This is a genomic window from Marinobacter caseinilyticus (assembly GCF_011074955.1).
In the GTDB taxonomy this organism is placed as follows: Bacteria; Pseudomonadota; Gammaproteobacteria; order Pseudomonadales; family Oleiphilaceae; genus Marinobacter; species Marinobacter caseinilyticus.
Genome location: NZ_WUQJ01000018.1, coordinates 166,329 through 191,524, shown reverse-complemented (window position 1 = coordinate 191,524; position 25,196 = coordinate 166,329). Strand labels below are relative to the sequence as shown.

General features: G+C 58.7%; 26 protein-coding genes. 18 read left to right on the top strand and 8 right to left on the bottom strand.

Going from position 1 to position 25,196, the window contains the following annotated elements:
• Window positions 1-18: 18 nt before the first annotated feature.
• The 8 genes from GRX64_RS07665 to GRX64_RS07630 form a co-directional block, all read right to left on the bottom strand.
• On the bottom strand, window positions 19-699 hold the full coding sequence (locus GRX64_RS07665) for a NuoB/complex I 20 kDa subunit family protein (RefSeq protein WP_166265542.1): 681 nt from the start codon (window positions 697-699) through the stop codon (window positions 19-21).
• A 94-nt stretch (window positions 700-793) separates the two neighbouring features.
• Window positions 794-1,198: an NADH-quinone oxidoreductase subunit A gene (gene ndhC / locus GRX64_RS07660; protein ID WP_166265539.1), complete on the bottom strand. Its 405-nt coding sequence runs from the start codon at window positions 1,196-1,198 to the stop codon at window positions 794-796.
• 686 nt (window positions 1,199-1,884) lie between these two features.
• Window positions 1,885-2,364: a hypothetical protein gene (locus GRX64_RS07655; RefSeq protein ID WP_166265536.1), complete on the bottom strand. Its 480-nt coding sequence runs from the start codon at window positions 2,362-2,364 to the stop codon at window positions 1,885-1,887.
• A 119-nt stretch (window positions 2,365-2,483) separates the two neighbouring features.
• Window positions 2,484-3,581: a zinc-dependent alcohol dehydrogenase family protein gene (locus GRX64_RS07650; protein ID WP_207308753.1), complete on the bottom strand. Its 1,098-nt coding sequence runs from the start codon at window positions 3,579-3,581 to the stop codon at window positions 2,484-2,486.
• Window positions 3,527-4,273: a sulfite exporter TauE/SafE family protein gene (locus tag GRX64_RS07645; RefSeq protein ID WP_166265533.1), complete on the bottom strand. Its 747-nt coding sequence runs from the start codon at window positions 4,271-4,273 to the stop codon at window positions 3,527-3,529. The genes GRX64_RS07650 and GRX64_RS07645 overlap by 55 nt, the downstream gene beginning before the upstream one ends.
• Complete coding sequence (locus GRX64_RS07640) at window positions 4,270-6,435, bottom strand: TRAP transporter permease (RefSeq protein ID WP_235937562.1); 2,166 nt, start codon at window positions 6,433-6,435, stop codon at window positions 4,270-4,272. The genes GRX64_RS07645 and GRX64_RS07640 overlap by 4 nt, the downstream gene beginning before the upstream one ends.
• Before the next feature lie 96 nt (window positions 6,436-6,531).
• Window positions 6,532-7,539, bottom strand: coding sequence for a TAXI family TRAP transporter solute-binding subunit (locus tag GRX64_RS07635; protein WP_166265530.1), 1,008 nt, complete (start codon window positions 7,537-7,539; stop codon window positions 6,532-6,534).
• Between the two features lie 144 nt (window positions 7,540-7,683).
• Window positions 7,684-8,130 (bottom strand): DUF2231 domain-containing protein, encoded by a 447-nt coding sequence (locus tag GRX64_RS07630; RefSeq protein WP_166265527.1) that lies wholly within the window; start codon window positions 8,128-8,130, stop codon window positions 7,684-7,686.
• A gap of 278 nt (window positions 8,131-8,408) precedes the next feature.
• On the opposite strand from GRX64_RS07630, the gene GRX64_RS07625 reads away from it, so the two are divergent.
• From GRX64_RS07625 to GRX64_RS07545, 18 genes are all read left to right on the top strand, one after another.
• On the top strand, window positions 8,409-9,545 hold the full coding sequence (locus GRX64_RS07625) for a sensor histidine kinase (protein WP_166265524.1): 1,137 nt from the start codon (window positions 8,409-8,411) through the stop codon (window positions 9,543-9,545).
• Window positions 9,535-10,158 (top strand): response regulator transcription factor, encoded by a 624-nt coding sequence (locus tag GRX64_RS07620; protein WP_166265521.1) that lies wholly within the window; start codon window positions 9,535-9,537, stop codon window positions 10,156-10,158. The genes GRX64_RS07625 and GRX64_RS07620 overlap by 11 nt, the downstream gene beginning before the upstream one ends.
• A gap of 251 nt (window positions 10,159-10,409) precedes the next feature.
• Window positions 10,410-11,477 (top strand): NADH-quinone oxidoreductase subunit B family protein, encoded by a 1,068-nt coding sequence (locus tag GRX64_RS07615; protein WP_166265518.1) that lies wholly within the window; start codon window positions 10,410-10,412, stop codon window positions 11,475-11,477.
• A 39-nt stretch (window positions 11,478-11,516) separates the two neighbouring features.
• Window positions 11,517-13,394, top strand: a complete 1,878-nt coding sequence (locus GRX64_RS07610) for a nickel-dependent hydrogenase large subunit (protein WP_166265515.1) — start codon at window positions 11,517-11,519, stop codon at window positions 13,392-13,394.
• On the top strand, window positions 13,391-13,960 hold the full coding sequence (locus GRX64_RS07605; protein WP_166265512.1) for a hypothetical protein: 570 nt from the start codon (window positions 13,391-13,393) through the stop codon (window positions 13,958-13,960). Before GRX64_RS07610 ends, GRX64_RS07605 begins: the two co-directional genes overlap by 4 nt.
• A gap of 51 nt (window positions 13,961-14,011) precedes the next feature.
• Window positions 14,012-14,668: a DUF5947 family protein gene (locus GRX64_RS07600; RefSeq protein ID WP_207308752.1), complete on the top strand. Its 657-nt coding sequence runs from the start codon at window positions 14,012-14,014 to the stop codon at window positions 14,666-14,668.
• Window positions 14,661-15,311 carry a DUF6084 family protein gene (locus GRX64_RS07595; protein ID WP_166265509.1) on the top strand — a complete coding sequence of 217 codons (651 nt, stop codon included), beginning with the start codon at window positions 14,661-14,663 and terminating at the stop codon, window positions 15,309-15,311. The genes GRX64_RS07600 and GRX64_RS07595 overlap by 8 nt, the downstream gene beginning before the upstream one ends.
• Window positions 15,308-16,735 carry a hypothetical protein gene (locus GRX64_RS07590; RefSeq protein WP_166265506.1) on the top strand — a complete coding sequence of 476 codons (1,428 nt, stop codon included), beginning with the start codon at window positions 15,308-15,310 and terminating at the stop codon, window positions 16,733-16,735. The genes GRX64_RS07595 and GRX64_RS07590 overlap by 4 nt, the downstream gene beginning before the upstream one ends.
• On the top strand, window positions 16,732-17,256 hold the full coding sequence (locus GRX64_RS07585) for a hydrogenase maturation protease (RefSeq protein ID WP_166265503.1): 525 nt from the start codon (window positions 16,732-16,734) through the stop codon (window positions 17,254-17,256). Before GRX64_RS07590 ends, GRX64_RS07585 begins: the two co-directional genes overlap by 4 nt.
• A 73-nt stretch (window positions 17,257-17,329) precedes the next feature.
• A complete protein-coding gene (locus tag GRX64_RS19780) occupies window positions 17,330-17,437 on the top strand; it encodes a DUF6893 family small protein (RefSeq protein WP_427901648.1) in 108 nt (35 codons plus the stop codon).
• A 75-nt stretch (window positions 17,438-17,512) separates the two neighbouring features.
• On the top strand, window positions 17,513-19,936 hold the full coding sequence (gene hypF / locus GRX64_RS07580; protein WP_235937561.1) for a carbamoyltransferase HypF: 2,424 nt from the start codon (window positions 17,513-17,515) through the stop codon (window positions 19,934-19,936).
• A complete protein-coding gene (locus GRX64_RS07575) occupies window positions 19,927-20,205 on the top strand; it encodes a HypC/HybG/HupF family hydrogenase formation chaperone (protein WP_166265500.1) in 279 nt (92 codons plus the stop codon). The genes hypF and GRX64_RS07575 overlap by 10 nt, the downstream gene beginning before the upstream one ends.
• Window positions 20,202-20,888, top strand: a complete 687-nt coding sequence (locus GRX64_RS07570; protein ID WP_166265497.1) for a D-sedoheptulose-7-phosphate isomerase — start codon at window positions 20,202-20,204, stop codon at window positions 20,886-20,888. Before GRX64_RS07575 ends, GRX64_RS07570 begins: the two co-directional genes overlap by 4 nt.
• Window positions 20,885-22,060 carry a hydrogenase formation protein HypD gene (gene hypD, locus GRX64_RS07565; RefSeq protein ID WP_166265494.1) on the top strand — a complete coding sequence of 392 codons (1,176 nt, stop codon included), beginning with the start codon at window positions 20,885-20,887 and terminating at the stop codon, window positions 22,058-22,060. The genes GRX64_RS07570 and hypD overlap by 4 nt, the downstream gene beginning before the upstream one ends.
• Window positions 22,057-23,133 (top strand): hydrogenase expression/formation protein HypE, encoded by a 1,077-nt coding sequence (gene hypE / locus GRX64_RS07560; protein ID WP_166265491.1) that lies wholly within the window; start codon window positions 22,057-22,059, stop codon window positions 23,131-23,133. The genes hypD and hypE overlap by 4 nt, the downstream gene beginning before the upstream one ends.
• Window positions 23,134-23,163: 30 nt before the next feature.
• On the top strand, window positions 23,164-23,505 hold the full coding sequence (locus GRX64_RS07555) for a hydrogenase maturation nickel metallochaperone HypA/HybF (RefSeq protein ID WP_166265488.1): 342 nt from the start codon (window positions 23,164-23,166) through the stop codon (window positions 23,503-23,505).
• Complete coding sequence (gene hypB / locus GRX64_RS07550) at window positions 23,505-24,383, top strand: hydrogenase nickel incorporation protein HypB (RefSeq protein WP_166265485.1); 879 nt, start codon at window positions 23,505-23,507, stop codon at window positions 24,381-24,383. The genes GRX64_RS07555 and hypB overlap by 1 nt, the downstream gene beginning before the upstream one ends.
• Window positions 24,380-25,108 (top strand): HoxN/HupN/NixA family nickel/cobalt transporter, encoded by a 729-nt coding sequence (locus GRX64_RS07545; protein WP_166265482.1) that lies wholly within the window; start codon window positions 24,380-24,382, stop codon window positions 25,106-25,108. Before hypB ends, GRX64_RS07545 begins: the two co-directional genes overlap by 4 nt.
• Window positions 25,109-25,196: the final 88 nt, after the last annotated feature.

The following is a 25,196-nucleotide window of genomic DNA, read 5'->3' as shown; positions in this document are numbered from 1 at the left end:
CAACAACACTCATCCGTTTTAAAGACTGTCCGGGCTGCGCAACTCGGTGGCCGCAATCCGGTTCGCGCGGTGCTTCTCACGCTGGGAGGGCATCTTGGCGCGATAAACGCCCTGATCACCCACCACCCAGGACAACGGGCGACGCTCCGCCTGGATCGATTCCTGCAACAGCTGCAGCCCCTGTAAAAACGCTTCCGGCCGGGGCGGACACCCGGGAATGTAAACGTCAACCGGCAGAAACTTATCGACCCCCTGAACCACGGAGTAAATGTCGTACATGCCACCCGAGTTGGCGCAGGAGCCCATGGAAATCACCCACTTTGGCTCCAGCATCTGGTCGTACAACTGCTGAATAACCGGCGCCATCTTGATAAAGCAGGTGCCCGCAATCACCATGAAATCGGCTTGGCGGGGCGAGGCCCGAATGACTTCGGAGCCAAAGCGGGCAATGTCGTGGGGCGAGGTGAACGCGGTGGTCATCTCCACATAGCAGCAGGACAACCCGAAATTGTAGGGCCAGAGGGAATTCTTGCGGCCCCAGTTTACGGCCGAGTTGAGGACCTGATCGAGCTTGCCGGTGAACACGTTTCGGTCGAGTTGCTGCTTGACGGGATCATCAGCCGAGCGGTGGTCACCCAGTGGGTAACGGTCGGTGCCGGACGCTGACGCATCATCGGCCCTGGTCAAGGTATACGACATACCAAACCTCCCTCAGACGATCAGATTCAAACCCCAGTCTCATCGGATATCCGCACCCTGGCTTCCGCCAGGGCCCGGAGACCTTTGGAACCGATCACGGCTTTGGCTTCGTGCGCGGTTTCGGCGCCCATTCCAACGCCCCGACACGACTGTCGTAAAGCAGCCCCGCCAATAGAATAACGATAAACACCGCAGCGCCCCAGAACCCCGCCCAACCGACGTCGCGAACGGACACCGCCCAGGCAAACAGAAAAACCGCTTCGATATCAAAGATCACGAACAGCATTGCGACTAAATAGAACTTCACAGAAAAACGTTGGCGCGGGTGCCCGGTGCCAACAACACCGGACTCGAATGGAAGGGTTTTACTGCGGCCCTGGCTTCGGCCACCGAGCAAACTGGACACTGCGATCATGAAAACGCATAACGCAATAACCGCCAACACAAAGAGCCCGACAGCCCAATGTTGCGCGACTACCTCAGTGACATTCTGCTCCATAGGTTCTCCAGGGCAACGACGACCCTCTCCCTGTGTGCCAGAATTCTCTCGCGATAATATCCCGTGCTTTTTGGATTACCCGCACGCTCCTTGAAAGACTAGCAGCGAGTCTGACTTGGCGCGAATGTGTTGTGAGAATCTTGCACTGGCCCCGAAAAGTAGCCCCTCTGCCTTGGTAAAAAGGGATGTTCATATTCGGTTATTATGGCATCTGGATTTGCGCCATTGAGCAAAGAAGTACATGGATCGATGAGCGATGGGTAAAACACGCAGTGGATTGGTTTTTGTGGGCTGGGAATTGTCAGGACAATGGATACGCTCAATGTCAGGGCGCTTTTGTCCTGAATGGAATATTGACCGTTCGTATCCGATCTAAAATGCCCTCAGTCGGTTTGGACGACGTACTCAAGGAAAAATTGTGCCCGCCGACCTATGACTTTTCCCCAATCAATGCGGACTATGAGGCCGTTACACATAAAAGGATTGCGTTTCAGCCCGCAATCCTTACAACCGGCGTAAAACCAGGATCAGTGCAGACATGCTTAGCAGAGAAATCCTATCTGCCACTGTCGCAAATATTCTGGAACCGGCAACTGACAATACCAGGAGAGCGTTTGTTGCAGTAGACAATGGTCCTTAATTCCTGATGGTTCGCTTAGACAGGAGGTGTGCCAAAGGATTCATCATCAAACAGATTTCTGTCTTTGGCGATAGTCTTCCCATAACTCGCAATAGTGATCGCAAAACAAGGCAAAGCCATTGGAGCGGTAAAGTGCGAAACTGACCAGGGCAAAAGTCAATCCAACCAGTCCCGGATAATGCTGCGATTGATTCCCTTGAAAAAACTGTATTACTAAGCCCAAGAGCAGTAATAAAATACAGGCATTGTGATACCACCTCACAAAAGGTCTCGCCCACCGCTTCCCTCGGGTCAGCAAAAAAGTCGAGTGAGAAAGCATTACCGCCAGTAAAAGGATGCCACCAAGAATGACACCGGCCCTGACGCTTACGTTCTGCCCCTCCAAAAAAAGCGTCGAAAAAGACATAAACACAAGCACCAGCGCCGGCATCATCGACATCACTGCACCTAGAAAATGAGCCCACCCCTTTGGAAAAATGGCTCGGGTATAATCTGGGACAATCAGATCAGATTTATCTTTTTTCATTAATCCACTTCAATCCACTTCCCTGGGAACAATTACTTTCACCATCGTTCTAAATCGGACTGAAAACCTTGTCTTGCTCCTCGCCCTAAGGCGCCTAAAAATTTGCCGTGTTCGATCGATTAACCGTGCAGCAAGAGAATCTTCCCTGTGGCCTCACCGGCTTCCAGGCGGCGATGGGCGTCGCCGACGTCGTTGAAGTCAAAACGCTGGTCGTCCAATAGCGGACGCACCTGGTGTTTTAACAGCATTGTTCGCAGCGCTTCCAGCAACCGGGGCTGGTCGTCCATGCCAATGCCATACAGCAGGGGCACCGATCGGAAAATCACGTGGAGGCTGAGATTTTTGGCGTGTAACTGGGTCAGGTCATGGGTGGAACGGGTGTTGATCGAGCACAGCCGGCCAGAAATCGCCGTGGCCTCAATGGACCGGTCGAGGTTGTCTCCACCGACGGTGTCGAACACCAGGTTAAACCCTTGACCGCCGGTCACCCGTTCAACATAACCGGCGACTGCTTCGTCGCGATAATAAATGATGTCGTCAGCCCCCAGCGCCTCGGCCACCCGTGCTTTTTCGGGCGACGAGACCGTGGTAGCCACTCGCGCTCCGAGGGCCTTGGCGATCTGAATGGCAACATGGCCGACGCCCCCGGCACCGCCATGTATCAGCACATGCTCACCGGACCGAAGGTCGGCCCGGTCCACCAATGCAGCCCAACTGGTCAGGAAGACCAGCGGCAGAGCGGCGCATTCGGCCAGCGGCAGTTGAATCTCACGACTGTACTTGGCTAGCACCCGTTCGTCGGCCACCATAAAATCCGCCAGTGCACCCTGCCATCCTTTCACTCCACCGGCGCAGCCAAAGACTTTGTCGCCCTCCGCAAACCGACTGACACCGGGGCCGACTTTATCGATCTCTCCCGCCACATCGCCGTTGAGAATCGCGGGCATGTCGGGGCCCGAGCGCACCAGTCCAGAACGAATCTTGGTTTCGATCGGATTCACACTGGAGGCCATTACACGAATCCTAACCTGACCCGGGCCCGGCTCAGGGGTCGTTATTTCCCGTTCGACAAAGACCTCGGGGCCACCAAATGCTTCAATTACCATTGCTTTCACGATGAACTCCTTTCGTTTCCCTACCCGCCGCTCCGGATTGGTGGGGGTCAGTACCCGATAAGCCGAATCAGAATCGCCGCCACCATCACCAATGTCAGCCATTTCACCCACTGGGCTCCACGAGCACTCATATTGACTCTTACCGCTACGATTGCACCCGCAATGTTACCGGCGGCAAGGGTCAGTCCCATGATCCAGCGCACCTGGTCATTGAGTGCGAATATCAGCAGTGCCGGCAAGGTATACAGCAACACAATCGCCACTTTGAGCACGTTGACCTGCCGCAGGTCGATCTTCAGTACCCGATACAGCACCACAATAAATAACGCCCCGACGCCGACCTGGATAAAGCCGCCATAGAGCCCGATCAGGAACATGCCGGTGTAGATGGCAGTCCCCAGGCGCTCGGGTGTTAATGGCCGGGTATCGAGTTTGGGCTGTGGCAACACCATAAACAGCGAGGCCCCGACCATGGCTGCCACCAGTACCCATTCAAACACCGCATCGGAGACCCCGGTCGCCATCCAGGCTCCGACCATGGAGCCCACAATTGCAGGCACCGCCAGCCGCAGGCTGATAGCCAGATTGCCATGACCACCGCGGAAAAAACCACCAACGGCGGTAATGCTCTGCAACGTGATGGCCACCCGGTTGGTGCCATTGGCGACTTGCGGTGGCAAGCCGAGAAACATCAGCAATGGCAGCGTCAGCATCGAGCCACCGGCCGACAGTACGTTAATAAAGCCGGCGAGCCCACCCAGCACCAGTAAAGCGATGATATCGGTTGGGCTCATACGGTGATCGGCTGAACGCCCCTGCCCTGTTTACTGCTCCACGCCAGTAGCAAGATAAAGATCGCCAGCCCGGCCAAATCCAGCCATAAGGTGCCGTGTGGCCACAGCATCAGAGCCCCGACGGGGAACATCAGCAAGCGCAGCCACCAGGCCAGCCGGTGTTCCAGAAACCCTTCCAGCCCGGCGATAATGGCGTAGACCCCGAAGAGGCCAAACACAAACACCCGAAGCATTTCGGAGAAATCCCCGGAGATCAGCGGCGAATACGCGAACAGCAATGGCACGATATAGAGCCCCTTGGCGATTTTCCAGGCGGTAAACCCGGTACGCATCGGAGGCGTCCCGGCGATCGCCGCAGCGGCGAATGCCGTCAGGCATACCGGTGGCGTAACGTTAGAGTCCTGGGACAGCCAGAAAATTATCATGTGGGCGGACACCAGTGCCATGGAAATTGCATGGGGCGTTAACGCCTGTTCCAGCAACTGGCTACTGAAACTCTCCGGCACCAGAGCCAGCAACTGCTGTGCCGTCGCCATCTCCATCGGACTGTTGAGTAGCGCCAGTTTGTCCGGCGCAGCCAGCATGAAGATAGCCTTGGCCTGTTCCGGCAACTGGCCGGTGGTCAGCAGCTCCAGCAGCTGGCTCTGGGCAATCAAATTGTAAATTGCCGGCGCGGAAAGCGTCGCCAGCACGATATAGGCCGCCGTTACCGGTAAACCCATCCCCAGTATCAGTGAGGCCAACGCCACCAGCACGATGGTGATCAGCAGACTACCACCGGCCCAGTCGGTGATCATCAGGGAGAAGGTATTGCCAATGCCGGTGGTGGACACCACATTCACGATCAAACCGACGGTAATGAGCAGAATCGCGGTGGTCATGATGTTGCGAGTGCCCTGCACCATGGCATCCAGAATGTCCCTGGGCATCATCGGCTTCTTCGACAGCCAGGACGCCACAATCACCGAGACTATGGCAATACCGGCCGCATAGGTGGGTGTAAACCCGTAAATCAGGGCTGCCACCAGCACAATCAGCGGAAGCAGGTAATGCCAGCCGCCCTTGAGCACGTCTTTCAGTGTTGGCGTGCTGTCATCGTCCAGCCTGACCGCATGGCTGCGTTTGGCCTCAATGCGCACGAACATGGCCACCGAAAGGAAATACAGTAACGCCGGCAGCGCGGCAACACCGATGATGGTGAGGTAGGACACCTGGGTGTAAGACGCCATGATAAACGCACCCGCGCCCATCACTGGCGGCATCAACTGGCCACCAGTGCTGGCGGCAGCCTCGACTCCGGCGGCAAAGCGGGCCGGAAACCCGGCCTTCCGCATCAGCGGAATGGTGATCACGCCTGTGGACACGGTATTGGCCACACTGGACCCGGACACCGAACCCATCAATCCGGAGGCGAACACCGCCACAAACCCCGGCCCGCCAACGAAACGCCCGGCGGCACATCGGGCCAGTTCGACAATGAAGTCGCCGGCCCCGGATTTGACCAGGAACGCGCCGAACAGAATGAACATGAACACGTAGGTCCAGGAAATACGAGCAATTGAGCCGAGCATGCCCTGCCCACCGATGTAAGATCGGAACAACACCGTCTCCCAGGTCAGCCCCGGGAAGTTGAACAGGCCCTCCACATACTGGCCCCACCAGGCGACGTACGTCAGCGCCACTATGCACAACACGGGGATGAACCACCCCGTCGTGCGGCGCGCAAACTCCAGTATCAGACATACGGCGGTGACCGACACCACCCAGTCGGCGGTGGAAAAGTTGACGCCACGGGCGTAAAGCGCATTTTCAAACCCAATGAGGTACAACGCGCAACCCAGCGCCGCCAGCCCCAAAACCAGGTCTACGCCCAGGATCAGTCGCCGGCCACCGGCGCTGCGGGTCCGGATCATAGGCATGGTGAGGGCACAGAGTAATCCGAATAATCCGAAATGTAGCGCCGAGGTCCAAAGCTCCGAAAGCGTCGACAAGGTGTTGAAGTATAGGTGACTGACGGCAATCACAATGGCCAAAGCGAAGATGCAGCGGCCCAGGACCGGGTGATCCAGGCGCTCCGGCGACGCCGACGAACTTTCATCCCGGACCTTGTCCAGCGACGCGTTTGCATCGGGACGGCTGGTTTGAGTTTCAGTGGAACTCACGACACGCTCCAGACCAAAAGGAATGACACAGAATGGGGGGTTGGCGGCTGCCAACCCCGGTTCGTATACCAACGGCCATTTAGCCTGTTATTCGGCTTACTTGGCGATTAGGCGCTCGGGAATGTCCAACCCTTGTTCGCGGTAAAAGCGCGCAGCGCCCGGATGCAACGGCATCGGTAGGCCAGCAATGGCCTTTTCCAACGCCATTGCCTTGGTGGCCGGGTGGATATTGTTCAAGAACGGGAGATTGGCGTAGATTGTCTTGGTAATTTGATAGACATCCTCTTCCGGCACATCGGCCCGAACCGACAGAATGTTGGGCTGGGCAATCGTATGGATGTCCTTGGCCTGATTGGGGTAGGTGTCGGCCGGAATATCGTACGGCGTCCAAAGCTCAAATTCGCTGTTGATCTTGGCCAGTTGATCTTCCGTCACATCCAGCGTGGTGATGTCCTTGCCCATATTCGCGTATGCCCGGGTAACCGCCGAGGCCGGCACACCGGCGGGAATGTTCATGCCATCGATGTTGCCATTTTGCATAGAATCGGCGCTAGGGCCATAACCCAGGTATGCGATGTCCACTTTTTCCAGGTCAACACCCAGCTGACCCAGGATAAAGCGACCCGACCCCTCGGTGCCGGAATTGCGGGCACCAATGGAAAAGCTCTTGCCGTATAAATTGGTCATGTCTTCCATGGTGCCGGTTTTAGCCAGCGAGCTGCGCACCACAAAGTGCTCAACGTTTTGCCACAGCATCGTCACGGAACGCAGGTTTTTATACGCCTTGGGTACGGGACCGCTGCCTTTCCAGGCCCAGGCGCCATACAGCCCTTGCAGGATGCCGAACTGAATCTGATCTTCATCCATCAGTTTCAGGTTCTCTCCGGAACCCGCCGAGCTGATGGCCGAAACGGAAATGCTGCTGGTGGGTTCGAGACGAACCTTGATCAGGGTCGACAATGCGACACCGACCGGATAATAAGTGCCACCCGTGGTGGCGGTGCCCATAACATAATTGCCTTCGGCCTGAGCAAGCCCTGAAAACCCGAGTGCAACGGCTGTCGCGAGTCCAACGGCTGACTTTATTAGTGGATGCTTATACATGATTTCCCTCATCGTTTTTGTTGTCATTGTTCGGTGTCGGGCACGAGCTGGTCCCCCTTGAGAGTAGTCGTTTATAACCCGGGGTGCCAAACTGAACCGTTATAATTACGCATGCTATCCGCCGGAATCAGCGCCCCGGGCTGATCAGGGTTTGTCCCGGTAATGGCCATAGGTTATTTTCGTGCCGAAAAAGGCGCCCTGCAGTAACAGGGCGCTGACCAGTACATCGATCACCAGACTGCCGGCCACCAGCAACGGCTGGGTTTCGGTCAGACCGGCGACCATCAGTTTCATCGTCATGACAGTCCAGACTACAGAAGTCCGCACCCCGTGCCGGGCGGCCAGCCTGACGTCGTTGCTGTCGGTCTCTGACAGCTCAATATAATCCAACAGGCCCGTAATCAGGGCAAAGGCACCAAAGATCACACCCACCGCTGTCGCCCCTAACGCCAGACCCCACCATGGCCACAGCGACAGACTCAGTGCCAGCGCATCAAACACCGGCACGCTGAGCCAGAACGCCAGAGGAAAATGCACCAGCATCGGGTGAAGGGGCAAACCAAGAAAGCGTCTTGGCAGGAACTTACCCATGCGTCCATGCCCTCCTTAGAAATTTCTCAAGCCGTGACAGCGACCGGTATCTTCAGGTCGGTGCCGATTCGGCCGCCTCCTCATCCTATAAAACTTTCCACACCTTCGGCGACCATCTGTGACAATCTCGGAACCGTGACGCAAGGAACCAATCCGGACACTCGGCATATTGTCATTCAACCGTTCCACTGCTTAACTCAGATGAGTGACCTCACGGCAGTATTGTTTGCGACACCGGCCGCATATGGATCAGGCGCCTTTCGTCTAGGCCAAAGGATATGGACAGCAAACCGTCAGATAAGACACTCGATTACGTTGATCTGTTTGAGCATGCACCCACCGGTTACGCGGTGCTTGACGGCGTCGGCTGCATTGAAAAAATCAATCATGTCGGTGCGGCACTTCTTGGCTGGCAGGCCAATTGGCTGGTCGGCCAGCCATTCTCCAGGTGGCTGGTCAATAGCGACCGGGAACCCTTCATTGCGCACCTTCGCCAACTGGGCAGCAGCGCCGGCGGCCACAGCGCGACGCTAAGGATTAAGAACCGACAAGGGCGTCTCCTGACACTGTGGCTACAAAGCCAGGTTGTAATGGGACAGACCAACGCCAATACAATCATTCGTACCATCATGGTCGATATTTCCGGTGAACAGGCGTCCGCACGAAAACTGCGCAGCCTGCAATCGCAACTGGCCCACCTTTCGCGCCTGAATACCGCAGGTGAACTGGCCGCCAGCCTTGCCCACGAACTCAACCAGCCGTTGGGTACTGTTGTGCTCAACTGTGACGCCGCTCTGCGCCTGCTGGGCACAGACCCTTACCGCACGGATGAGGTCATGGAAGTGCTGTCGCAAGCTAAAAGCGCGGCGACCTTTGCCAGCGATATCGTTCGCCACCTGCGGAGTTTTTTGCGCGACGAGGACGAACAAAGCAGCGCCTGCGAGTTTTCGGGGTTGATCAAGGATGTTTCCGTACTGATCGAAGCCGAAGCCAAAGATAACGACATTGAACTTGAGATCGATATCGATCCCGATTTGCCGCCGATCTGTGCCGACCCTGTGCAAATCGGCCAGGTGCTGGTCAACCTTGCGCACAATAGCATCGAAGCTTTCAATGAGCGGACTTGCACCAATAAACGGGTTGTCATTGCCGTGAAACGGCTGCCTCCGGACCGGATATGGGTCAGTGTGACGGATACGGGACCGGGCATTCACCCCCACGATATTGAGCAGATTTTCAGTCCGTTTTACACCACCAAAAATCATGGCATGGGCCTGGGGTTGTCGATCAGCCGATCGATCATCGAGGCACACGGCGGCAAATTATGGGCTACCCAAGGAATGTTGCACGGCGCTACCGTCGAGTTCACGCTGCCAACCCCGCCAACATCGGTCGGTGAACCCCATGCTGACTGAACAGGTTATTCACGTGGTCGACGATGACCTGCCATTCCTGGCGGCCATCGAGCGCACTTTGCGTTCGACCGGCTTAACGGTCCGGGGATATACTTGTGCCCGTGCCCTGCTCGATGAGATTGATCTGAACCAGCCCGGTTGCATCGTGACCGACCTGCGTATGCCGGACATGAACGGGCTGGAATTACAGCAAGCGCTCGACAAGCGACACTGCCACTTGCCCATCATCTTTATTACCGGCCACGGCGATGCCACCACAGCGGTGATTGCGTTAAAAGGCGGCGCCATGGATTTCCTGACCAAACCATTCAGCGAAAAAGACTTACTGAACTGCGTCGCCCAGGCCCTGCAAAAAAACCTCATCGATCGCCGGCTGGCGGGTGAACAGGCGGTCGTCAGGGAACGTTATACCAACCTCACCCCGAGGGAGCAGCAGGTCTTTCGCCTGGTGGTATCGGATCTCCCCAACAAACTCATTGCCCGCCAGCTCAAAATCAGTCCGCGCACTGTGGAGCACCACCGGGAACACGTCATGCACAAGATGCAGGCCCATTCCGCGACCGAACTGTTAACCATGGCCATGCTGTGCGGTATCCGAGAACTGCATCTTTAGTCCCACGCCCTGAATGCGGACCGACATGCGTCAATAAAGCACTTAATCCCCTGTTTATTATGGTCAACCCCAACCCTTTAGGAGTATTACCTAGGTAGCCTTCCCCCTGTTTTTGTTCTCCCGGCTGGGTTATCACTAACATCATCTGTGACTTGCGGTCTGACAACCGAGCTGTCATCCGCCCATACCCCTGTTGTTTTTGCGGCTATGTCACACGGAACGATGCGAGGGATTCGCGGAGGAGGCAAGCCATGGACGAAACGACCACTGTCCCCTATGGGCGTAAGACGCAACGCAAACCCGACCTGAAAGAAGTGCACATCATCTGGATCAACGACGGCATGAGTTGCGATGGCGACTCGATTTCGATCACCGCCGCCACCCTACCCAGCATTGAAGATGTTGTGCTGGGCGCGATTCCCGGTTTGCCCAAGGTTCACCTGCACAACCCCGATCTGTGCTACGAGGTCGGCGACGAGTTGATGGCGTATTGGCATCAGGCCGCTCGCGGTGAAATCGATTTTGTGTTGGTGATGGAAGGCTCGATCCCCAATGAGCACCTCAGTGGCGAGGGCTATTGGGCGTATATGGGCAATGATCCCGATACCGGCGAGCCCATCACCATCCCGCAATGGCTTGACCGACTAACTCCCAAGGCGCTGGCTGTTGTGGCTTGCGGCACCTGTGCCACCTATGGCGGCATCCACGCGATGCAGGGCAATGTTACCGGTTGCATGGGGGTAAATGATTACCTCGGCTGGCATTGGAAATCCAAAGCCGGCTTGCCCGTCGTGAATGTGCCGGGTTGCCCGGTACAGCCGGACAATTTTATGGAAACCTTGCTCTACCTGCTACGCCAGCTGGCGGGTGTTGCCCCCATGATTCCACTCGACGCGGCGGGGCGCCCGACGTGGCTGTTCGGTAAAACCGTGCACGAGGGGTGCGACCGGGCGGGTTATTACGAGCAGGGCCTTTTCGCCACCGAATACGGCCGGCCCGAGTGCATCGTCAAACTCGGGTGCTGGGGTCCGGTGGTTCAGTGCAACGTACCCAAACGTGGGTGGATGGACGGTCTTGGCGGCTGCCCAAACGTCGGCGGCATCTGCATTGGCTGTACCATGCCGGGTTTCCCCGACAAATTCATGCCGTTTATGGACGAGCCTCCTGGTGCGGTGTTGTCGTCAAACCTGGTCAAGCCATATGGCAAGTTGATCAAGTGGTTGCGGGGCTTTACCAACGACACCCTTAACAAAGAACCCCGCTGGCGCCACAACCGGGCCGAGTTAACCACCAATCCGCCCTCGGAAGTACGACGTTAGGCACCGGACGCAACGGACCTGTCAGGAAGGAGCCTTGTCATGGCCAACACCACAGAAGCACCCGATGTCGGAGAGCAGAACCGCGACGCCGCCCAAAAACCTCGCGGCAACCTCATCGACATGAACTGGGACCCTATCACCCGGATCGTCGGCAGCCTGGGGATCTACACCAAGATCGATTTCGATAACCGGGAAGTGGCCGAATGTCACAGCACCTCTTCTATCTTCCGTGGCTATTCGGTGTTCATGAAGAACAAGGACCCGCGGGACGCTCATTTCATTACCAGCCGTATCTGCGGCATTTGCGGTGACAATCACTGTGTGTGTTCGGTTTACGCCCAGAACATGGCCTATGGCATAAAACCTCCACCGATCGCGGAATGGATCATCAACCTGGGCGAAGCCGCCGAATACATGTTTGATCACAACATCTTCCAGGACAACCTACTGATGGTAGACTTCTGCGCCAAGATGGTTCAGGAGACCAACCCCGGTGTCTGGGAGCAGGCCCAGCGCACGGGATCCCCCAACGCCGACATACACGGCTACAGAACCATTGCCGACATCATGACCGCGCTCAACCCTTTTGAGGGCGACTTTTACCGGGAGACCCTGGAGGTATCCCGGTACACCCGCGAGATGATCTGCCTGATGGAAGGCCGCCACGTGCACCCCTCAACCATTTACCCTGGCGGCGTCGGCACAGTGCCCACGGTGCAGCTGTTCACCGACTACCTGACCCGACTGATGAAGTATTGCGAGTTCATGAAACGGTGCCTGCCCTTGCACGACGACATCTACGATTTCTTTTACGAAGCACTGCCCGGCTACGAGGAAGTGGGCCGTCGGCGCATTTTGCTGGGCTGTTGGGGTGCGTTCAATGACCCCGACCGGTGCAACTACCAGTACAAGCACATGACCGATTGGGGTCGGGCCATGTTTGTCACGCCCGGAGTTGTGGTTGATGGCGAGCTGGTCACCACTGACCTGGTGGAGATCAATCTGCAGATGCGCATCCTGCTGGGCAGTTCCTTCTACGAGAGTTGGGAAAAACGCGCCAAGCTGGTGGACAAAGATCCTCTGGGCAACGACGTGGATATCAACCATCCGTGGAATCAAACCACAGTGCCGCGGCCACAGAAACGCAACTTCGACGACAAATACTCCTGGGTGATGTCACCGCGTTGGCTGGATAAGCGCAGCGGCGATCATCTGGCCCTGGATACCGGCGGCGGCGCGCTGGCCCGGCTTTGGTCCACGGCACTGGCGGGGCTGGTCGACATCGGCTACATCAAGGCGACCGGCGAAAGCATCAAAATGTACCTGCCGGAAACCGCACTCAAACCCGAGGTCGAATTCGAATGGCACGTGCCAAAATGGAGCAACGCCATTGAGCGCAACCGGGCCCGAACCTACTTCCAGGTATACGCCGCATGCTGTGCCCTGCACTTCGTAGAGAAAGCGCTGGGTGAACTGCAGGCCGGCAACACCAAGACCTGGACCGAGTTTACCGTGCCCGACGAAGCGATTGGCTGCGGCTTCCACGAAGCCGTCCGGGGGGTATTGTCGCACCACCTGGTGATTCGCAATGGCAAGATCGCCAACTATCACCCGTACCCACCCACCCCCTGGAATGCCAGCCCGCGTGACGTGTATGGCACCCCTGGACCCTACGAAGATGCTGTGCAGAACACGCCCATATTCGAGGAGAACGGCCCCGACAACTTCAAGGGCATCGACATCATGCGGGCGGTGCGCAGCTTTGACCCTTGCCTGCCGTGCGGGGTGCATATGTACCTCGGGAATGGCAAGACCCTCGACGTTATTCACGCTCCCGGTAACGGTGGCGTACACCAGGCAACAAAGACGCCAGACAAGGGTGACGCAGACGCACCCAAACCAGGAAAGCAGCCATGAGCGAGCAAAGCCAGCGCGAGCTGGATGCTGAGGTCGCTCGCCTGCAGGGTCTTATGTCCAACCTCGAGACCCTGCAGGATCCGGCTGCCAAATCCGCCACCCGTGAGTTGGTGCAAGTGGTTCTGCGCCTGCACCACTTGGGACTGGCGGATATGTTAGCGATTGTGCGGGAAGCGGGCTTGCAACCCGCCGACACGCTGGTACCCCGATTTACCGCCAACCCCCGGGTCCGGGGATTGTTGCTGCTGCATGACCTGCACCCCGACGACCTGGCAACCCGAGCCCGCAACGCAGTGGAGCGCCTGCGCCCTCATCTGGGGGTGAAAGGGGTTCGTGCAGAATTAATGGGGGTTGAGGATAACGTCGTGCGCATTCGTATCAGTGAGGACACTCAAAAGGGCCGCACCGCACCGGTGGCGTCCCTGCGCGCGGAGATTGAAGCCACCGTGCTTGAGATGGCGCCCGACGCTGGCGGTATTGAGATCGAAGGCTTGGACGCCACCAGAGCACTGACGCTAGCGGAGCCCCTGGTGTGGGTGACCAGCTCCAGAGCCGTCACCAAATAATGGAACCAACAAAGACCTTACAAACAGCGCTACAACCAAGGACGAGAACCAATGGAAGGGAGAACCAGAACGCAGCCGAAAGACTGGGTTGCCGCACTGAAAAATTTTATGGACGCCGGTGCCCGGATCACCGAACGATGCGAGCTCTGCAGCACAGAGATTGGGCGCGACCACCCCCATCTGATTGAACCGGCAACCCGACAGTTGTCGTGTGTCTGTCAGGCGTGTGCACTGTTATTCGACAATCCCGAGGCCCGGCGTTATCGGCGCGTCCCAGGACGGGTGACACGACTGCCCGAATTCGACCTGGCCGATGCTCAGTGGGATGCCCTGTTGATTCCTATCAACATCGCATTTTTCTTTCACAACTCGCCAACCGGCCGTGTGGTGGCTTTCTACCCGGGTCCAGCCGGGGCAACAGAATCCACCCTGACGCTGACCGCCTGGGCCGAGCTGGCAATTGCCAACCCTGTTCTCAATGAATTGCAGGCCGATGTTGAGGCCTTGCTGGTCAATCGTATGGATGGCGCACGTGAGTACTTCCGAACCCCCATCGACCGCTGTTATGGGCTGGTCGGCTTGATTCGCCAACGCTGGCAGGGCTTGTCCGGTGGTGAAGAAGCGCGGGACGCCATTCAACAGTTTTTCAGCCGCCTGAGGAGTGAGACCGATGGAGCAACCATTAACAGGAACCGCATCCATGCCTGACATCCATTTCAACGTCGAGAGCGCCCATCCCGCCAGACACACTGCAGCGCCGGCCCTGAATTTAAGGCTTTCGGTCAACCAGCGCGGCGAGGCGCTGGCCATACAGTGCATTTCACTGCAGTGCCAAATTCGTATCGATACCACCCGGCGCCACTATGCGCCCGCCGAACAAGCCCATCTGAAGGACCTGTTCGGGGCCCCGGAACGCTGGCACCAGACACTGCATTCGATGCTATGGACCCACACCGGCGTGGTGGTTCCTGCATTCGACACCCTTCACACAGCGGTGGACCTGCCGGTGCCGTGCAGTTTTGATTTCAACCTCGCCGCCACCAAATACTTCTACGGTCTGGCAGACGGCGAAGTGCCGTTATTGTTGCTCTATTCCGGCAGCGTATTTTACCGCGACGACGAGGGTGCGTTGGCGATGGACCTGATTTCCTGGCACGAAGAATCCCGCTACAACCTGCCCGTGCAGGTTTGGCGCAACATGATGGACCTCTATTACCCCAACCAGAACTGGCTGTGCGTCAACCGCAAAGTGTTTGATGCCATCAATAGCTACAAGGTTCGGCAAGGCTATACCAATTTCGACGAGGCATTGAACGGTCTGCTTCAGAACGTTGCGGAGGCCCTGTCATGAACTTTGAACACGCACAACCGTTGATCGACGCGGTGCTGTACGAAGGCTATATCCTTTATCCCTACCGCCCCACTGCGGCAAAGAATCGTCAACGCTGGACTTTCGGCGGCATTTACCCGAAGGCTTATGCCAACGCCACTGACGCCAGCGAACCCTGGCACATGCAGACCCAATGCCTTGTGGAAGGTGATCTCCACACCCGGCTGGAAGTACGGGTACGGTTTCTGCACCCGCTAGCCAGGGAGGTGGGCAAACTGACCACACCCTTTACCACGTGGCCAACCCATCAGGCGCGGACCTGGGCCCCGGAGTTCAAACGGGTGCCCTCTTTAACTCTGGGCGACCGCCAGTATTGTAGCTGGCAGGAAGTTGTCGAACGGGACCTGGTGATTGCCGAATGCTCATTGGCCGAGTTGTTTGAACAGCCAGTGTCCCAACCATTTGCCTTTCCGGGGCAGTGTGAATCGGAGCCGGTCGCAGATTCGTCCGGGTTGATCCTGGGTGTGCTGCTGCGCCGTCAAAACGCTATCCAGGGGACTGTGGACGTCCGCCTGACAACCCTCACTGACACCACCTACCGACTCACTGTCAAAATCGAGAACCGGACACCGATGGACCCGTCAGTGGTGGACGATCGTGACGAAGCCAGCCTTTACTCCTTTGCCTCCACCCACACCCTTCTGGGTCTAGGTGGCGGTCGTTTTATGTCCCTGCTGGACCCGCCCTCACATTTGGCACAGGCGGCGGCCGAATGCGAAAACCAAGGCACGTACCCAGTACTCGTGGGTCGGCCCGGCAGTCACGACACCCTGCTATCGTCGCCCATCATCCTTTACGACTACCCCGAGGTGGCGCCGGAAAGTCCCGGAGACTTTTTTGACGCCACCGAGATCGACGAGATCCTGAGCTTGCGCATTCTCGCCATGACCGACGCCGAAAAGCAGGAAATGGCCGCCACAGAACCGCGAGCCGCCGAGCTGCTGGCACGGACTGAAGCGCTGGATGCCAACGCTTTCATGCGCCTGCACGGTACCCTTCGCGACCCAGTGCGCGACCCCGCGCCTGAGCACGATCCGGCGGTGACCGACCACACCTCAGCCCCCCCTAACCCACTCGAGCCGCCCACCGACAAACCGCAGTCGGCGTCTTGCCGGCTCGGCAATCGCGAGCTGCAAGTGGGCGATCCAGTGCGTCTGCGCCCCGGCAACCGAAGCGATGTCATGGATCTGGTATTGGCCGGCAAAACCGCGGTCATCGAAGCCATTGAGCGCGACTTTGAGGACCGGGTCTACGTGGCGGTAACGGTCGATGATGACCCCGGTCGCGAATGGGGACTGGAACGCATGCCCGGTCACCGTTTTTTCTTTGCGCCCGAGGAACTGGAACCCCTGGCGCCCCGCGCCCGACAGGAGACGACACGATGACACGCATACTGATTGGCGGCATCGGCAATATTTTTATGGGCGATGATGGCTTTGGTTCGGTAGTGGCGCAACGGTTAAGTCAACGGACTCTTGCGCCCGAAATCGACGTGGTGGACTTCGGTATTCGCGGCCTGGACCTGAGTTATGCCCTGGTGGACGGCTACCACGGTGTCATCCTGATTGACGCCGTCGACCGCGGTGGCGTGCCGGGCACGGTCTATCGGATTGAACCCGACCTCGACAGCCCGACCACCGCCAACACCTACCGGCCAATGTTCAGCCCGCACGCCATGGATCCGGTCACCGTACTGCGCTTTGCGGCCTCACTCGGCACGGTATGCCCACGGGTACTGTTGATCGGGTGCCAGCCGGAGACCCTGAACGACGACGAGGGCAGGATGGATTTGAGTGAACCGGTTGAGGCGGCTATTCCCGTGGTCATTACTGAGGTCCAGCGCATTGCCGCAGAATGGTCCACCCAGAGGCTCAGACCTGTGTCACCGATGAAACTCCAGGCCTGACCGCAGGAACTGAAAGGCAGCGCCAGGACAGGAACAACATGCTGAGGAGCGAGCCTGCTCCGGGAGGACGGACATGAGTGGATGGGGAGTTTTCTGGTTTCTTGTACTGGTGGCGATTGTTGGGTGCATTCTACTGAACCTGAAAGACATCAAACGTTATCTGAAAATACGATCAATGTGATCATTGCGGCACCGGATGCGGCTACTCGAAACAGCAGGATGTAACGGTCGGCACATTCCCCTGTGGGTAATAAACATGACGATCATGGCGTTCGACAGCAATACAGACAGCCAGCGTATAGCCGAGCTGGCCATGGCGCCCGGTTCGACTATTCGGGTGCGAGGTTTGGTGCAAGGCGTGGGATTTCGGCCCACAGTGTGGCGGCTGGCCCATGCCTGCGGCCTGAGCGGAGACGTTGGCAACGATGCTGAAGGGGTACTGATCCACATATGGGGGTCACCGTCTGCGCAGCGAACCTTCATAGATCGCTTGTGCACCGAGACACCGCCACTGGCCCGCATTGAGGCAATGGAACACAGCCCGCTGGAGGGCAAAGCGCAGCGGCCGGGCTTTCATATTGTCACCAGTATTCCCGGGGCCGTTCGCACCCATGTGCCCCCCGATACCGCCAGTTGCCCGGACTGCGTGGCAGAGGTGTTTGACCCGCGCAATCGGCGGTTTGGTTATGCTTTCAACAACTGCACTCATTGTGGACCGCGACTGAGCATTGTTCACCGCATACCCTATGACCGGACCAACACCAGCATGACCGACTTTGCCCTGTGTCCGGCCTGCCTTGTGGAGTATAACGATCCGGCCAACCGGCGTTTCCACGCCCAGCCTGTTGCCTGCCCCGACTGTGGGCCGCACCTGTGGCTCGAAATCACCACGGGTGCGGCCATCGATATCAGCGCAATCAGCGGCGACGCCATTGCCGCTGCCCAGTGCTTGCTGAAAGCCGGACACATTATCGCCGTCAAAGGCATGGGAGGTATTCACCTGGCCTGCGACAGCCGCAACGATACGGCGGTGAGCCGGCTGCGCGAACGCAAGCGGCGGCATCACAAACCGTTTGCCGTGATGGCGGGCCATGTCGAGATGGTGCGTCGGTATTGCCGAGTGAACGACAACGAGACCCAACTGCTGGAGGATCCGGCAGCGCCCATCGTATTGCTCGAGGCCTCTGGCGCAGAGCGCCTGGCCCATGCCGTGGCGCCAGGGCAACGTTGCCACGGCGTTATGCTGCCTTATTCACCATTGCACCACCTGCTGATGGCCAAACTCGACGCCCCCATTGTGCTGACCAGTGCCAATCGGTCAGGGGAACCGCAATGCATTGGTAATGACGAAGCCCGGACACAGTTGGCCGATATTGCCGATGTGCTGCTGCTCAATAACCGGGACATCGTCAATCGCCTGGACGATTCAGTCATCCGGTTGGTTGCCGAGCGTCCGGTCGTCCTGCGCCGGGGCCGGGGTCTGGCCCCGGCGCCCCTGATGCTGCCGGCCGGCTTCCGTGGTGCACCGGACATTCTCGCCTTCGGTGGCGAATCCAAAAATACCTTTACTCTGCTGCGTGACGGTGAGGCGATCGTGTCCCAGTACCTGGGGGATCTGGCCAATGCCAAGGCTCATCAGGCCTATTGCAAGGGCCTGGCGCTGTATACCGAGCTGCTCGACCACTGGCCACAACGGTTGGCCATCGACCGGCACTACGGTTACCGGTCAAGCCAATTAGGCCGCGAATGGGCCGACTCGAACCACTTGCCGCTCACGGAAGTTCAGCACCATCATGCCCACATCGCCGCCTGTCTGGTGGACAACGGCATTGAGCCCGATGCGGCTCCAGTACTTGGCATTGTCCTCGATGGCAGTGGGTACGGCGATGACGGCACGCTCTGGGGCGGTGAATTCTTACTGGCGGATTACCGCAGCGCTCGGCGGATTGCGACGTTTACCCCGGTTGCGATGCCGGGAGGCGAGCAGGCCGTCCATCAGCCCTGGCGCATGGCTTATGCCCATCTTCGTCGCCTCCTCGGCTGGCAAACCCTGAAGGCCAGGTATTGTGGCCTGCCCTTTTTCCAGGCGCTGGCAAGCCACCCTGTTGCCATGCTGGACCGCATGATGACGGCCGGTTTCAACTGCCCCATGACCAGCTCGTGCGGGCGCCTGTTCGATGCCGTGGCCGCGGTTACCCAAGGTCGCCAGACCGTCAGCTACGAAGGTCAGGCCGCGATGGAACTGGAGGCCATCGTCCACCGGCAAGCACTGCACGACGGCCATGCTTATCCGTTCACGCTGAACACTACGGGGCCTTTGCCCTTGCTTGAGCCCGCGCCCATGTGGCGGGCGTTACTGCGGGACCTGGACGCCGGGATCACCGCCGGGGTGATCGCGGCGCGCTTCCATGCGGGTCTGGCGCAGGCACTTGCCACTATGGTCGGCGTCCTTGTCACCCGGCACCGTGATGCCTGGTCCTGTCGCATCGCGCTCTCCGGCGGTGTCTTCCAAAACGCGGTCTTAAGCGCAGAGCTGGTGAACACGCTTGAGTCCCGTGGCTTACAGGTATTGCGCCATCGCCGGGCACCGCCCAACGACGGCGGACTGAGCCTGGGTCAAGCTGCTGTGGCGGCGGCGCAGGCGATGGCCGAAACAAAAAGGGCGCCGCCATGTGTGTAGGCATTCCCGGACAGATTGTCGCGATCATCGATGCCGATACGGACACCGCCATGGTGGAGATCGGCGGTATCCGGCGAGCCATCAACATTGCCTGTGTGACCGACGCTCATCGCAACCATGAGCAATGTATTGGTGCCTGGGTACTGGTGCATGTCGGCTTTGCCATGAGCCGGATTGATGAGGACGAAGCCATGAAAACCCTTGAATTGCTCCGTGAACTGGGCGAAATGGCAGAGGAAATGCGCTGGATTCAGGGGGGGCCGCAATGACCACCGACGGCGATCCATTACGGGCCTTGTATCCGTTTCTGCACGGGGAGTCCCAAAACCATGAAGAGGTTGATAAGGCGCTCATCGAGTCGGTACGCCAGAAAGCGCACCACAGCATTGAGGTGAAGCAACGCTTCTTCGCCGAGAGTGGCACCAAGGTCGTGGAGACCGCACACGCCATTGCCAACGTTTACCTGCGGGGTGGCCGCATGTTTGCCATGGGCAACGGCGGCTCGTCCTGCGACGCAGCGCACTTTGCGGTGGAGTTTTTGCACCCGGTGACCGCTGGGCGACCAGCGCTGACCGCCACCAGCCTGGGGGCGGATCAGGCCATGATGACCGCCGTGGGTAACGATGTCGGGTTCGATCATATCTTTGTCCGTCAGATCCTTGCACTGGCCCGGCCCGGAGATGGTTTGGTGGGCTTCTCCACCAGCGGCAATTCCGGCAATTTGATCCGCGCCTACACCACGGCCCGGGCGTTGGGCCTGACCACCATTGGGCTGACCGGCGGGAATGGGGGTGAAATGGCCCGCTCGGCGGTACTCGATCACTGCCTGGTAGTGCCCACCGACAGCATTCACCGAATTCAGGAAGTGCACGTGGCGACCTACCATATTTTATGGGATCTGGTGCATACGTTGCTGGCCGACAAACGCGGCGGACTGGAGGCCAATGGATGAAATTTGTCGACGAGTTCCGCGACCCAGCGAAAGCCCGGGTGCTGGTGGACAACATCAACACCCTGGTTCGACGCATTCCCCTGTGCGCTACCCGGCCACTGCAACTGATGGAAGTGTGCGGCGGGCATACCCATTCCATCTTCAAGTACGGCATTGAACAAATGCTGCCCGACTGTATTGAGCTGGTGCACGGCCCCGGCTGTCCGGTGTGCGTGCTTCCCATGGGTCGGGTCGACGATTGCGTCGCCCTGGCGGAGCGTCCAAACATCATATTCACCACCTTTGGCGATGCCATGCGCGTGCCCGGCTCGCGCAAGAGCCTGCTCCAGGCCAAAGCAGAAGGTGCCGATATCCGCATGGTTTACTCGCCTATGGATGCGCTCAGAATCGCGCGCGACAACCCCGACCGGGAGGTGGTGTTTTTTGCCCTGGGTTTTGAAACCACCATGCCCTCCACGGCTTTGACCATTTTGCGGGCTGAGGCAGAGGGGGTTGAAAACTTTGCGGTCTTTTGCAACCACATCACCATCATCCCAACCATCAAGGCCATTCTGGATTCCCCGGAGCTGACCCTCGACGGTTTCCTGGGCCCGGGCCATGTCAGCATGGTCATTGGCAGCGAGCCCTACCAGTTCATCGCCAGGCATTACCGCAAGCCCTTGGTAATTGCCGGTTTTGAGCCTCTCGACATCCTGCAGTCGGTCTGGATGGTGCTGAACCAAATCGCTGAGGGGCGCAGTGACGTGGAAAACCAGTATCAGCGCGTGGTTCCCGATCGTGGCAATAATCCTGCCCTGGCCGCAGTCAGCAAGGTGTTCCAGTTACGGGCGTTTTTCGAGTGGCGCGGGCTGGGGTCGATCGACCATTCCGGCGTCCGGCTGCAGGATGGCTATGCCCGCTTTGATGCCGAGCGCAAGTACCCGGTACCCAACCTCAAAATAGCCGACCCGAAAGCCTGCCAGTGCGGCGAAGTGCTCAAAGGCGCTATCAAGCCCTGGCAGTGCAAGGTCTTCGGCACCGCCTGCACGCCCGAGACACCCATGGGTTCCTTAATGGTGTCGAGCGAAGGTGCCTGTGCGGCGGTGTATAGCTATGGACGTATCGATCTGGTCGACGTTCTCAGGGCGCGGGAAGCCGCCAAACCGAACGCACCGAGGGAGCAGCAGACATGAACAGAGCCACGACTGGCGCGCCTCGTATCCGACAGCGCACCGGTAAAGTTCGCGGTGGCACCATTACCCTGGCCCATGGCAGCGGCGGCAAGGCCATGCACGACCTGGTGGATGATGTGTTCGTCGGCGCCTTTGATAACCCTGCCCTGGCCCCGCTGGAAGATCAGGCCCGCTTCGACCTGGCCGAGCTCATTCGCCAGGGTGACCGCCTGGCGTTCACCACCGACTCCTACGTGGTTGATCCGCTGTTTTTTGCCGGGGGCAATATCGGTGAGCTGGCCGTCAATGGCACCGTCAACGATCTGGCCGTCTCCGGCGCCCGGGCGCTGTACCTGTCCTGCGCCGTCATTCTGGAGGAAGGCTTTCCGCTGTCCGATTTACGGCTCATTGTGGATGCCATGCAACAGGCGGCGGCCACAGCTGGGGTAATGTTTGTTACCGGCGACACCAAGGTGGTGAACCGCGGAGCGGTGGACAAACTGTTCATCAATACCAGCGGTATTGGCGTGATTCCCGAAGGCACCAACATTGCCGCCCAGCGAGCCCGGCCGGGGGATAAGGTCCTGGTGAACGGCTACGTTGGCGACCATGGGGTTGCCATCCTTGCCGCTCGCGACGACCTTGCCCTCGACGTACCCATAGCCAGTGACACTCAACCGCTCAACGGCCTCGTTAGCCGTTTGCTTGCAGTCTGTCCCGATATCCATTGCCTCAGAGACGCCACTCGCGGAGGTATCGCCACGGTACTGAATGAATTCGCGCAGGCGGCCAATGTCTGTATCACCCTCAACGAGCCAACCATTCCAGTGCGAGAGGCGGTCTGGGGGGTGTCTGAGATTCTTGGGCTGGACCCGCTGTACTTTGCCAACGAAGGCAAGCTGGTAGCCGTGGTTCCGGCCGCGTACGCCGGTGCAGTCCTGGCGGCCATGCGCAGTCACCCGGCCGGAGCCGATGCCGCGATCATTGGCGACGTCAGCGCCAGTCCGGAAGGCTGCGTCATCATGCACACCGCGTTTGGCGGTGAACGCATCGTCGACATGCTGGTGGGTGATCAATTGCCACGTATTTGTTAGTCCGGACACCCGGATAAAAAGGAGGCCAGCGTGCATGAGCTGTCAGTGACACAAAGCATCGTGGAGGCGTGCCTCAAAAAGGCCGGCGGCGCGCCGGTACTGCGCGTCACGGTGGAGATCGGCACGCTCTGCTGTGTGATGCCGGACGCTCTGTGGTTTTGCTACGACGTGGTCACAACCGGCACCTCGCTGGAGGGCTCGGAGCTGGTGATTGTCCGCATTCCCGGCCGTACCCGCTGCCGCGATTGTGGCGATGACATAGCGATGCACGACTTACTGTCTCGCTGCCCTTGCGGCTCCGACAATCTGGAAGCGCCACAGGGTGGCGATGAACTCCGGATCAAATCAATGGAAATTGAGGAGACTGCCTGATGTGCACAACCTGTGGCTGTTCCAAGCATGCCCACGCCTGGGTCACTGACCTGGCAACGGGCAAAGTAACCGCGATTGTCGAGCCGGTGGACCACGATCATGCCCGAATTGATCACCGTCACACTCACCCGACGCATCATCACGCTCACCCCCACGACCACTCTGATAGCCCTGCCCACGATCATTCTCCCAACCGTCCTCACACCTCTGGCACGACGATCGACTTGGAGCAGGAGGTGTTGGCCAAAAACAATCGTCTCGCTGAACGCAACCGGGGCTGGCTGGAGGGTCGCAACATTCTGGCCCTCAATCTGGTGAGCTCACCCGGAGCTGGCAAAACCCAGCTGTTGGAACGCACCATACACGACCTGCAGAATTCGGTGCCGATCAGTGTCGTGGAAGGGGATCAGGAGACGGTGTTCGACGCCGAACGCATCGGCGCCACCGGCTGCCGGGTGGTTCAAGTCAATACCGGCACCGGCTGCCATCTGGACGCGAGCATGCTGGCCCGCGCGCTGACGGCGCTGAACCCACCGAGAGACTCGCTGGTGATGGTGGAGAATGTCGGTAATCTGGTTTGTCCCGCCCTGTTTGACCTCGGCGAACAAGCCAAGGTGGCGATCCTTTCGGTGACCGAGGGGACCGACAAACCGCTAAAATACCCACACATGTTCCGGGCCTCGAGCCTGATGGTTGTCAATAAAATTGATCTGCTGCCATACGTCGACTTTGACCTCGACGCCTGCATCGCGTTCGCCCGTAAGGTAAATCCCGACATTGACGTCATTCCGCTCTCAGCCACCCGTGGCGATGGTCTGGACCGGTGGTATGCCTGGTTAAACGCCCGGCTGACGGCGCTGTTTGAGACTGCATCGTGAGCGCGGTGCTGCTATTGGGGTTTCTGCTGGGCATGCGCCACGCCATGGAAGCGGACCATGTGGCAGCGGTAGCGACCCTGGCCACACGCAGTCATTCACGTCGTCATGCCATCATGCAGGGCGCCATGTGGGGGCTGGGGCACACCCTCTCGCTGTTCCTGGCCTGCTCGGCAGTGCTGTTTCTGGATACCGTCATTCCCGAACGGCTGGCCCAGGCCCTGGAATTGGCCGTGGGTCTGATGCTCATCGCGCTGGGGCTGGATGTTATTCGGCGTCTGATGCGCCGCCGCATTCACTTTCACGCGCACCATCACGGCGGCGGCCCGGTTCATTGCCATGCGCATTCTCATGCCGAGGACGTCCCGACGCTCAATCATGACAACGACGTCGCTCACCAACACGCACGCGACACCGAACACAACCATAGCCATCCCCAGAGTTTCCCCACCCGAGCGCTGTTTATTGGCTTGATGCATGGCCTGGCGGGCTCGGCGGCATTGATACTGCTCACCGTGACCACGATAGCGTCGCCCTCCACCGGGTTGATCTATGTCGCGCTGTTCGGGCTTGGCTCAATTGGCGGGATGGCACTGCTGTCCGTGGCCATTAGCATTCCCCTGCGATGCGCCCGGAACATGACACAGTTATTCAACAGCCTGCATGTTTCGATCGGTCTGGCGACCGTGATCATGGGTGTCCTGCTGGTCTATCAAAATGGCGCATAGCCGCATTTCGTTGGTGGACCCCACCCACGCATTCGACGCTCATATCTCTCTGCCACAGCAGGGTAACTCCACGCCAGCGTCTATTTCC